This is a genomic window from Herminiimonas sp. CN (assembly GCF_000622895.1).
Taxonomy (GTDB): Bacteria; Pseudomonadota; Gammaproteobacteria; order Burkholderiales; family Burkholderiaceae_D; genus AVCC01.
The window spans coordinates 1-11,254 of sequence record NZ_AVCC01000096.1 but is presented as its reverse complement, the minus strand read 5'-3'; the positions used below and the strand labels follow the sequence as shown (position 1 = coordinate 11,254).

Sequence of the window (11,254 nt, the reverse complement as noted above, 5' to 3'; positions counted from 1 at the left end):
GACGTACGTTAAGTCTATTTTATTCGTATTACTTTTTTTGCCTTTCATCTAACCGCCTCACTATTCATATATGAATAAAAAAACTATTGATATCATCAATGTGTTGTCTTTGCGCGGACCGAATATCTGGACCTATCGTCCAGTCCTGGAAGCATGGGTCGACATCAACGGCCTGGAAGATTCACCCTCCAATACCATCCCCGGCTTGTACGAGCGCCTGACAGCGTGGCTGCCGGGACTGATCGAGCACCGCTGCGGAATCGGCGAACGCGGCGGCTTCCTGCAGCGCCTGCGCGACGGCACTTGGCCGGCGCACATCATGGAACACGTGATGATCGAGTTGCAAAACCTGGCCGGCATGCAAAGCGGCTTCGGCAAGGCGCGCCAGACCCAGCAGCGCGGCGTCTACAAGGTCGCGGTGCGCGCCCGCCACGAGCCGGTCAGCCGGGCGGCGCTGGCGGCAGCGCGCGATCTGGTGATGGCGGCGATCGAAGACAAGCCGTTCGATGTCGATGCGGCGGTGGCGCAGCTGCGCGCCCTGCTCGACTCGGTGGCGCTGGGCCCCAGTACCGCCTGCATCGTCGATGCGGCAGCCGAACGGCGCATTCCTGCGATACGCTTGAGCGAAGGCAACCTGGTGCAGCTCGGATACGGCGCCCGCCAGCGCCGCATCTGGACCGCCGAAACCGATGCCACCAGCGCGATTGCCGAGAGCATCTCGAGCGACAAGGACCTGACCAAAAGCCTGCTGCAATCGTGCGGGGTGCCGGTGCCGGAAGGCCGCATCGTCGAGAACATCGAAGATGCGTGGGAAGCGGCCGAAGACATCGGCCTGCCGGTAGTGGTCAAACCGTCGGACGGCAACCACGGCCGCGGCGTCTCCACCGACCTGAAAACCCGCAGCGACATCGAGGCCGCATTCCGGCTGGCGGAACAGGAAGGCAGCGAAGTCATCGTCGAGCGCTTCGTGGCCGGCAACGAGCACCGTCTGCTGGTCGTCGGCGGCAGGATGGTGGCAGCCGCGCGCGGCGAAACCGCATCGGTGATTGGCGATGGCAAGGCCAGCATTACGCAATTGATAAACGACCAGATCAACTCCGATCCGCGCCGCGGCACCACCGAAGACCACCCGCTCAATCTGGTGCTGGTCGACGAGGACCCGGCGGTGCGGCTGGAGCTGTCGCGCCAGGGCTTCAGCCCCGACGCAGTTCCGCCGGCCGGCGCCGCGGTGCTGGTGCAGCGCAATGGCAATGTCGCCTTCGATGTCACCGATCTGGTGCATCCGGAGGTGGCGGCCGCCGCTGCGCTGGCGGCGCGCATCGTCGGCCTCGACATCGCCGGCGTCGATCTGGTTGCCGCCGACATTGGCCGCCCGCTGGCGGAGCAAGGCGGCGCGATCGTCGAGGTCAATGCCGGACCCGGCCTGCTGATGCACCTGAAGCCGGCCGACGGCCCGGCGCGGCCGGTCGGACGGGCGATCGTAGACCACCTGTTCCCGGCCACGCAGAACAGCAACGGCCGGATTCCGGTCGTTGGCGTGGCCGGCTCCGCAGGCAAAACCGTGGTGGCGCGCCTGATCGCGCGCCTGCTGCACCTGCACGGCGCGTATGTCGGCCTGGCCTGCAGCGACGGCCTGTATCTGCGCGAAAGAGCGGTCGACACGCGCGACTGCGCCGATTGGCAGGCGATGCACCGGGTGCTGCTGAACCGCTCGGTCACCGCCGCCGTGTTTGAAAACGGCTGGCGCACCATCCTGACCGAGGGGCTGGCGTACGACCGCTGCCAGGTCGGCGTGGTGACCAACATCGATCCGCAGGACAGCCTGCCGGAACTGCATGTCGCCGACGCCGAACAGATGGTCAATGTGGCGCGGACCCAGGTCGATCTGGTGCTGCCGGAAGGCGTGGCGGTACTGAATGCGGCCGACCCGCTGGTGGCGGAGATGGCGGCCCTGTGCGATGGCAGCGTGATTTTCTTCAGCATTTCATGGGAAATTCCGGTGCTGGCCGCGCACCGCGCCAAGGGTGGGCGCTGCGTTTTTGTCGACAACGGCCATGTCGTGCTGGCAACCGGCATGGATCAGACCTCGGTCCTCGATCTCGACAACATAGTCGTTGCGGACCCGCTCCAGCGCGTGCCCGCCACACAAAACATTCTGGCCGCGGTGGGCGCAGCCTGGGCGCTGGGGATTCCCGGCGACCTGATCCGCGCCGGCATTCAGACCTTTGATTTTGCCAGCGCCGCACATTAAAACCCGATTAAAGTCCACGATAAGCGCGCAACAGGAGAGCCGCCGGTTAAGCCGAAGAAACGCGGGGTATTTTTTATAATCGCAATTTCAGTATGCGAAAAATTCAATGAAAATGGTAATACTCCCTGTTTTTAAGAATCATTTCCGGCCTCAGCCCGGTTCCTGCCTTTGATGGACAATGCGGCACACCAGTTAAGATTATTCGCTGCATCGACGCACGCTCAGCGTGCTGATTGCACACAAGGAAATATTCATGGAAATATCACGTATTCGCGCCTTACGCGGCCCCAACCTCTGGAGTCGCCATACCTCGATCGAAGCGATCGTGTCTTGCCCCGAGACCGAGCAGTCGATTGCCGACCTGCCCGGCTTTGAAGCCCGGCTACGGGCACGCTTTCCCGAAATAAAATTTCTCGAAACCGCTTGTCAAAAAACGCCCTGCTCGATGGCGCACGCACTGGAAGCCGCCGCGCTCGGCCTGCAGGCGCAGGCCGGCTGTCCGGTCACCTTCAGCCGGTCGGTGCAAACGGTCGAGCAGGGCACCTATCAGGTGGTGGTCGAATACACCGAGGAAGCGGTCGGCCGGCTGGCCTTCGAACTGGCGCAAGAGCTGTGCCGCGCCGCGACTGCAGACGCGCCGTTCGATCTGGCGCAAGCGCTGGCCCGCCTGCGCGAGCTCGATGAAGACGTGCGGCTGGGCCCCAGCACCGGCGCCATCGTGCAGGCGGCAGTGGCGCGCGGCATTCCATACCGGCGCCTGACCGAAGGCAGCATGGTGCAATTCGGCTGGGGCAGCCGGCAGCGCCGCATCCAGGCCGCTGAAACCGACCGCACCAGCGCAATTGCCGAATCGATTGCGCAAGACAAAGAACTGACCAAGGTGTTGCTGCACGCAGCCGGAGTGCCGGTGCCGCAAGGCAGATCGGTATCAAACCCGGAAGATGCCTGGAAGGCCGCGGAAGAAATCGACGGCCCGGTGGTGGTCAAGCCGCGCGACGGCAACCAGGGCAAAGGCGTTGCGGTCAATATCAGGACCCGCGAAGAAGTGTTGGCGGCCTTCGCAGTCGCATATGCGATCAGCTCCGACGTGATCGTCGAGCGCTATCTGCCCGGCCATGATTTCCGCCTGCTGGTGATCGGCAAGCAGCTGGTTGCCGCGGCCCGCCGCGCCCCGCCGCAAGTCATCGGCGACGGCATTCACCGCATCAGCGAACTGATCGAACAGGTCAACCTCGACCCGTTGCGCGGCGACGGCCATGCCACCTCGCTGACCAAGATCAGGGTCGACAGCATTACCCTGGCAACCCTGGCCAAGCACGGCCACACGCTCGACAGCATCCCGCCCAAAGGCGAACCGGTGGCATTGCGCAACAATGCCAACCTCTCCACCGGCGGCAGCGCCACCGACGTCACCGACAACGTCCATCCGGAACTGGCGGCGCGCGCGGTGGAAGCGGCGCAGATGGTCGGGCTCGACATTTGCGGCGTCGACGTGGTATGCGAAACCGTGCTCAAGCCCTTGCAGGAACAAGGCGGCGGGATTGTCGAAGTCAATGCCGCGCCCGGCCTGCGCATGCATTTGCAGCCATCGTTCGGCAAAGGCCGCCCGGTTGGCGAAGCGATCATTTCCACCATGTACCGCGAAGGCGAGGATGGCCGCATTCCGGTCGTCGCGGTGGCCGGCACCAATGGCAAAACCACGACCGCCAGGCTGATTGCCCATATCCTGAGAACCAACAAATACCGGGTCGGCCTGACCAGCACCGATGGCGTCTACATCGAAGACCAGCGCATCGACAGCGGCGACTGCAGCGGCCCGCGCAGTGCGCGCAACGTGCTGATGCACCCGGATGTGGATGCTGCCGTGTTTGAAACCGCCCGCGGCGGGGTCTTGCGCGAGGGGCTCGGTTTCGATCGCTGCAATGTCGCGGTGGTAACCAATATCGGCATGGGCGACCACCTCGGCCTGAGCTTCATCAGCACCGTGGAAGACCTGGCGGTGGTCAAGCGGGTCATAGTCGAAAACGTGGCAAGCAACGGCGTCGCCGTGCTCAACGCCGCCGACCCGCTGGTGGCCAACATGGCAACCGATTGCCCCGGCTCTGTCACCTATTTCGCCAACAGCAACAAGCATCCGCTGATTGCGACCCACCGCGCCCAAGGGCAACGCGTGGTGTACCTGGAGCAGGGCGCGATCGTCGCAGCCGTTGGCCAGAACGAACACCGGGTCGCACTGGCGCAGATCCCGCTGACCGGCAACGGCAGCATCGGCTTTCAGGTCGAAAACGCGATGGCGGCGATCGGCGCCGCCTGGGGCCTGGGTCTGGACTGGGACATCATTCGTGCCGGCTTGAGCAGCTTCATCAGCGACGCCAGCACCGCGCCCGGAAGATTCAATCTGTTCAATTTCAACGGCGCCACCATCATTGCCGACTACGGCCACAATCCGGACGCGATTGCCGCGCTGGTGGCGGCAGTCGAAAACATGCCGGCGCAGCGCCGCTCGGTCGTCATCAGCGCCGCCGGCGACCGCCGCGACCACGACATCCGCCGTCAAACCGAGATTCTGGGAGATGCCTTCGACCAGGTCATCCTGTACGAAGACCAGTGCCAGCGCGGCCGCGCCGACGGTGAAGTCATGGCACTGCTGCGCGCGGGCCTGAAGCAGGCGCAACGGGCGCAGTCGGTGCAGGAAGTGCGTGGCGAATTTCTCGCCATCGACACCGCGCTGGCCAGCCTGGCCGCCGGCGACCTGTGCCTGATCCTGATCGATCAGGTGGAGGAAGCGCTGGCCTACATTGCGCAACGCTGTGCATAAAACGGTTCCAGAAATCGCCTTAATCGCATAAAATGCGTGCAGTCACAGGGGAGTAGCCGCCCGGATTCCAGTTGTTGCAGAAGCTGGATTACCGGGGCTTGCGTCAACATGCTTGGCTTCACAGCCATGGCGCAAGCGATGCCCACAACCTGCCGGGCCCCGGCAGGTTGTCGATATCTGGCAAGACCTATGACTATGCTGCCCTGGACTGGCCGGGGAGCGGCATAGTCATCGGTTCATATCCGGCCTGGGAGCATCAATTGGAAGCATTCCTCATCTCGACCGGGATTGTCGCCCTGGCCGAAGTCGGCGACAAAACACAAATCCTCGCCTTCATCCTCGCCGCAAAATACAAAAAACCGGTTCCCATCGTGCTCGGCATCCTGGTCGCCACGCTGGCCAATCACGGCTTCGCCGGTGCGCTCGGGGCCTGGATCACCACGCTGATCGGGCCGCAAACCCTGCGCTGGGTGCTGGGGATTTCGTTCATCGGCATGGCAATCTGGACCCTGATTCCGGACAAATTCGACGAAGCAGATGCCAAATTCGCCCGTTTCGGCGTGTTCGGCACCACGCTAGTCGCCTTTTTCCTGGCTGAAATGGGAGATAAAACGCAGGTCGCCACGATTGCGCTGGCGGCGCAGTATCACGCCTTGTTTACGGTAGTGGCCGGCACCACGCTGGGCATGATGATCGCCAACGTGCCTGCGGTTTTTCTGGGTAACCGGATTGCCGAAAAAATGCCGGTGCGCCTGGTGCACCGGATTGCGGCGGCCATCTTCGCAATTCTGGGCATGGCGACCTTGCTGGGAGCGGGTGCCAAGCTGGGATTTTAAGCCGGCAACCTCAATTAGGAATCAGCGCCCGCAGCAGCGCCAGTGTGCGCCCGGTGGCGCCGCGATACTGCTGCGCAAACGCAAGCGCCGCGCGCCCGGCCGGCTGCCGCTGCGCCGGCTGCGACAATAAAAGCGCGGCTTCGCGCAGCAATGCGGCAGCATCGGCAACGCGCTGCGCGGCACCGGCGGCGATTGCGTCTTCGGTCACCGCGGCAAAATTGAAGGTATGCGGCCCGGTCAGCACCGGTTTTCCCAGTGTGCAGGCTTCGATCAGATTCTGTCCGCCCAGCGGCAGCAGGCTGCCGCCGATGAAGGCGACATCGCAGGCCGCGTAGTAGGCGAACATTTCTCCCATCGAATCGCCCAGCAGCACCTGCACCGCAGGTGCGATCGGCGCGCCCGCCATCGCTGCGTCCAGCGACGAACGGCGCTGCATGGTCAGGCCGCGTGCTGTTACCAGTTGCGCCACCGCATCGAAGCGCTGCGGGTGGCGCGGCACCAGCAGCAGCAGCATGTCGTCGCTGGACGCATCCGCACCTGCGGCCTGCAGCGCATCGAGGATCAATGCCTCTTCTCCTTCGCGCGTGCTGGCGCACAACAGCACCGGACGGACACCGATCCGCTCGCGCAACGATTCCCCCAACGCCAGCGCCGCGGCCGGCGGCACCACATCGAACTTGATGCTGCCGGTAACCTGCACATTGCGTGCGCCGATTTGCTGCAGGCGCTGCGCGTCGGCCGGAGTTTGCGCCGCCACGCACGACAGGCGCTGCGCCGCTTCCCGCATCAAGCCGCCAAAGCGCTCGGCCCGGCGCAAGGAGCGCGCCGACAGCCGGGCATTGAGCAAGGCCACCGGCACCCGCTGCGCCACGCACTGCGCAATCAGATTCGGCCAGACCTCGGTTTCCATCAGCATGCAGACCTGCGGCGAGAAATGGCGCAGGAAGCGCGCCGCCATCCAGCCGGTATCGTAGGGCAGATAACTCTGCAGCACGCGCGATCCATGTTTAAGAAACAGCGCCCGGCCGGTGGCGCGCCCGGTCGGCGTCATGTGGGTCAGCAAAATCGTGTGTGCGGGATAGGCGGCCAGCAGCGCCTCGACCAGCGGCTCGGCGGCGCGCGTCTCGCCGACCGACACCGCATGCAGCCACAGTATCTTGCGCCCAGCCGGCGCCGCACCGGCGTAGCAGCCAAAGCGTTCGGCCAGATGCTGCCGATAGCCGGCTTCCTTGCGGCCGCGCCACCACAGCCGCGCCAGTACCGCCGGCAGCGCCAGCCACCACGCCAGCGAATAGGCAATCCTCGCCATCACGCGCCCAGCAATTCGATCACGGCCGCCTCGACCTCGACCACCGCAGGCGGAGCGCCGAGGTCGCCCAAGTTGATGATATGCGGCGACCAGTTACCCTCGGTCTTCCAGCGCGGAGAATCGCAATACAACTCGACAGTCGGACGCTCGAATGCTGCGGCGATATGGGTCAGGCCGGTATCGACGCCGACCACCAGCGCCGCCCGCTGCGCCAGCACCACCGCCTCCATCAACGGCAGCCTGGGCAACACCTGTGCATTCGGGATATTTTCGGCCAGATTCTCGGCGGCACGCTTCTCTGCGGCGCTGCCCCAGGGCAGCAGGATCGGCAAGCCGCGCTGCTCCAGCGTGCGCGCCAGCCGTATCCAGTGCGCCGGCGCCCACTGCTTGGAAGCGCGCGCAGTCGCATGAAAAAATACCGCATACGGAATCGATGGCAGCCAGTTCGGCTGCAAGGCCGGCGCCTGCAAGGCGAAATCTGCCGGACTGTCGACCGCAGTGCCGAACGCCGCCGCAACCACCAGCCGCGCGCGCGCCACCGCATGGGTGAAGCGGCCGACCGGCACGCTGTCGGTGTGGAATATGCGGGAAATGCCTTCGTAGCCGGAGCCTTCGGTCCCATTGGCCAGGCCGAAGCGCTTGCCGCCGGGGTTCAGGCGCGCCATGCGCATCACCACCCCGGTCTTGAGCAAGCCCTGGGTATCGAACACCAGGTCGTACGATTCGCTGCGCAAGGCGCGATAGAACGCGGCCATTTCGGCCCGCGTCTGCGCCGCAAGCAAACTCTTGCGCCAGCGCCGCAACGCAAACGGGATCACATTGCGCACGCCACGATTCAGGCGCACCAGACTGGCATAACCTTCCTCAACCACCCAATCGATTTGCGCATCCGGATAACGATGCAGGATATCCGCCACCATCGGCATGTTATGCACCACGTCGCCCAGGGAGGAAACACGGACTATCAAGATATTCAACACAAATCCAATTCAAACAAAACCCTCGCAGCAGTGCAGCCGGGCCAACAAGCACCAATACTGGCAGGGCATGCCAAAAAATACTGGATTACCTGCATATATTCATTGCGGTATTAAAAAATACCATAGTGAGTATCTGAAAAGGCGAAGTTGCCAAAAGTTGCCGATGCTGGCTGCGATTCTAAAACGGCAACACCTCATCCGCTTTGGCCGCCAGGATCACGCGCCTGAAATCGGCCTGGATCCGCTCCAGCGCCGCCTGCGACTCCGCCTCGAAGCGCAGCACCACCACCGGCGTGGTGTTCGATGCCCGCGCCAGCCCGAAACCGTCCGCGTACTCGACCCGCAAGCCGTCGATCGTGACGATCTGCTCGGCATCCGGAAAGCGCGCAGCGCGCTGCAAGCTCTCGATCAGGCTGAAATTCTCGCCTTCCGCCAGCGCCAGTTGCAGCTCCGGCGTGCTGATCGATTGCGGCAAGGCGTTCAGCAGCGCGGACGGATCGCTCACCCGCGTGAGCAGCTCCAGCAGGCGCGCACCGGCGTACATGCCGTCGTCGAAGCCGTACCAGCGATCCTTAAAGAACAGGTGCCCGCTCATCTCGCCGCCCAGCGGCGCGCCGGTTTCGCGCATTTTGGCCTTGACCAGCGAATGGCCGGTCTTGCACATCAGCGCAACGCCGCCGCGCGCCTCGACCCACGGCGCGATGTGGCGCGTGCATTTGACGTCGTACAGGATCTCGCGCCCCGGATGGCGCGTCAGCACATCGGCGGCAAACAGCATCAACTGGCGGTCCGGGTAAATGATCTGGCCATCCTTGGTCACCACGCCCAGCCGGTCGCCGTCGCCGTCGAAAGCCAGGCCGATTTCGGCATCGGTGTCGCGCAGGCAACGGATCAAATCCTGCAGGTTTTCCGGGTGGGCCGGATCGGGATGGTGGTTGGGGAAAGTGCCGTCGACTTCGCAAAACAGTTCGATCACCTCGCACCCCATGGCGCGGTACAAATCGCCGGCGAAGGCGCCGGCCACGCCGTTGCCGCAATCGACTGCGATCTTGATCGGCCGCGCCAACGCGACGTCGCCGACGATGCGCTGCAAGTACGCGGCACGGATGTCATGGCTGCGGTAGCTGCCGGCACCGTGCGTGAAATTCTCGTCCGCAATCGCCTGATGCAGCGCCAGAATCGCTTCGCCGTAAATCGCCTCGCCGGCCAGCACCATCTTGAAGCCGTTGTAATCGGGCGGGTTGTGGCTGCCGGTGACCATCACGCCGGACTGCGCACCCAGCACATGGGTGCCGAAATACAGCATCGGGGTGGCGACCACGCCGAGGTCGATCACATCCACGCCCGCCGCCTGCAGGCCGGCAGCCAAGGCTGCCGCCAGCTCCGGCCCGGACAAGCGGCCGTCGCGGCCGATGACCACGGTGCGCTCGCCCCTGGCCCGCGCCGCAGCGCCGAAGGCCTGGCCGATCCGATGTGCAATGCCGGCATCGAGCGTGTTGCCGACAATCCCGCGGATGTCATAGGCCTTGAAAATGGATTTCGATAAAGGCAGCATGGTCATCCGGTCCTTATACCTTCAACGCGTCCAGCGACTGCCCCGACGCCAGCCAATCCTGCACCCACTTCGGCTGCCGCCCGCGCCCGGTCCATTGCAGTGAGGCATCGGCAGGATGCCGATAGCGCACCGCCACCTTCGTCACTGCAGCCGCCTTGGCCGCGCGCGCTTGGCCGCCCATCAACTCCTTGAGCGGCACCCCTACGCTTTGCGCAATCGCCATGATCTGCTCGCGCGCCTTGGTCAAATCCTGCTGCTCGCGCTTTTTAAGTTCCTGCTTGACCTGCTCCTGCAAAGCGCGCAAATCGGCTGACGACAATCCTGATAAATCCATCGCAACTTCCTTCAAAAATTTTCAAAACACCAATTTATAAGTACCCAGAAATAACATGGAAACGCAACAAACGATCATCACTGCTTTTTACTGAAAATCATCCACCGGGGGGTCTGAAACCGCACAATCCTGGCATAAAGCCACATGTATCCAAAAACAAACAACAGGCAGCACATCATCAATACCCATGTATGGCGCCAAAATATCGTGGCCGGAATCACCGCCATCAGGGACAACAGCCATAAATACGGCGAGGTCAGGGAGTTGCGGCGCATTAACGCACGCGCATCATGCCGCCCCACGGCCCACTGAACTAAGCGGCGAAAAATCAGGCTATGCAAATGAATTCCATCCGGCACCCCCGGTGACTTTCCACGCAAAAACATGCGCCGATACATGGAAAAAAGCGTTTCAAAAGTCGGATAAATCAGCAATAAAGCCGCATACCATGTTGACACCTGCGGATTCCGCATCACCAGCAACACGGATAATTCGCCCAGTATGAACCCGATGAAATACGCACCGCCATCCCCTAAAAAAATCAATCCCGCCGGATAATTCCACACCAGGAAACCCGCAGTCGCTCCAGCGACCATCAATGCCGCAATCAACACAAACATGTCGCCCACTTGCAGCGCCACATAACCCAGTGACAGCAGCATGCATATCGTAACCACACTAGCCAAGCCATTGAATCCATCAATGATATTGACTGCATTCGCAATGCCGGCAACAGCCAGCACGGTCAAAGGCAATGATATCCACATATATTTCAACGGCCAAACGGAAAATATTCCATCGATACGCCCGATACTGGCGTCAAGCAGAAAGTATCCCATCGCGGCGGCAATCATCGTCAAAACCAATCGCCGCAAAGGGCTGACACGTTTTGTATAATCCTCGACAATCCCGCCCAAAAAAGCCACCGAAGAACAAAGCAGCAGCAACAATATCCACCGCCCGATTAACGGTGCACGCAACATCGACATCAATCCGCTAATAACGACTGCCGCAAAAATACATAGCCCGCCAATTCTCGGCACCGCATGTGCATGCACCTTTTGCACGCCGAACAAATCCGAATCCAATGCAGCGCCATGCAATTTAGCCTGCTTGACGACAAGCAAGGTTAATAATGCGGACACAATGAAACTGATAAAAAAAGAAAACA

Annotated in this window: 8 protein-coding genes and 1 riboswitch; of the genes, 3 read left to right on the top strand and 5 right to left on the bottom strand. The window is 62.5% G+C overall.

Annotated features, from left to right (window positions below; translation table 11 throughout):
* Window positions 1-70 precede the first annotated feature (70 nt).
* The 3 genes from cphA (HMCN_RS0115490) (at window position 71) to HMCN_RS0115480 (ending at window position 5,905) form a co-directional block, all read left to right on the top strand.
* Window positions 71-2,251, top strand: a complete 2,181-nt coding sequence (cphA, locus tag HMCN_RS0115490; RefSeq protein WP_025918233.1) for a cyanophycin synthetase — start codon at window positions 71-73, stop codon at window positions 2,249-2,251.
* A 253-nt stretch (window positions 2,252-2,504) separates the two neighbouring features.
* Window positions 2,505-5,069 (top strand): cyanophycin synthetase, encoded by a 2,565-nt coding sequence (gene cphA, locus HMCN_RS0115485; RefSeq protein WP_025918232.1) that lies wholly within the window; start codon window positions 2,505-2,507, stop codon window positions 5,067-5,069.
* A 35-nt stretch (window positions 5,070-5,104) separates the two neighbouring features.
* Window positions 5,105-5,327, top strand: a riboswitch (yybP-ykoY riboswitch).
* A gap of 2 nt (window positions 5,328-5,329) precedes the next feature.
* Window positions 5,330-5,905, top strand: coding sequence for a TMEM165/GDT1 family protein (locus tag HMCN_RS0115480; protein ID WP_025918231.1), 576 nt, complete (start codon window positions 5,330-5,332; stop codon window positions 5,903-5,905).
* A 10-nt stretch (window positions 5,906-5,915) separates the two neighbouring features.
* Here the strand turns inward: HMCN_RS0115480 and waaA are convergent, their stop codons facing one another.
* The 5 genes from waaA to HMCN_RS0115455 form a co-directional block, all read right to left on the bottom strand.
* Window positions 5,916-7,214 carry a lipid IV(A) 3-deoxy-D-manno-octulosonic acid transferase gene (gene waaA, locus HMCN_RS0115475; RefSeq protein WP_025918230.1) on the bottom strand — a complete coding sequence of 433 codons (1,299 nt, stop codon included), beginning with the start codon at window positions 7,212-7,214 and terminating at the stop codon, window positions 5,916-5,918.
* Entirely contained in the window at window positions 7,214-8,191 is a 978-nt protein-coding gene (gene waaC / locus HMCN_RS0115470) for a lipopolysaccharide heptosyltransferase I (RefSeq protein ID WP_025918229.1), read from the bottom strand. Before waaC ends, waaA begins: the two co-directional genes overlap by 1 nt.
* A gap of 181 nt (window positions 8,192-8,372) precedes the next feature.
* Entirely contained in the window at window positions 8,373-9,749 is a 1,377-nt protein-coding gene (locus HMCN_RS0115465) for a phosphomannomutase/phosphoglucomutase (RefSeq protein WP_025918228.1), read from the bottom strand.
* A gap of 13 nt (window positions 9,750-9,762) precedes the next feature.
* Window positions 9,763-10,083 carry an H-NS family nucleoid-associated regulatory protein gene (locus HMCN_RS0115460; RefSeq protein WP_025918227.1) on the bottom strand — a complete coding sequence of 107 codons (321 nt, stop codon included), beginning with the start codon at window positions 10,081-10,083 and terminating at the stop codon, window positions 9,763-9,765.
* Between the two features lie 77 nt (window positions 10,084-10,160).
* The coding region (locus HMCN_RS0115455; RefSeq protein ID WP_025918226.1) for a glycosyltransferase family 4 protein at window positions 10,161-11,254 on the bottom strand (1,094 nt) is incomplete at its 5' end.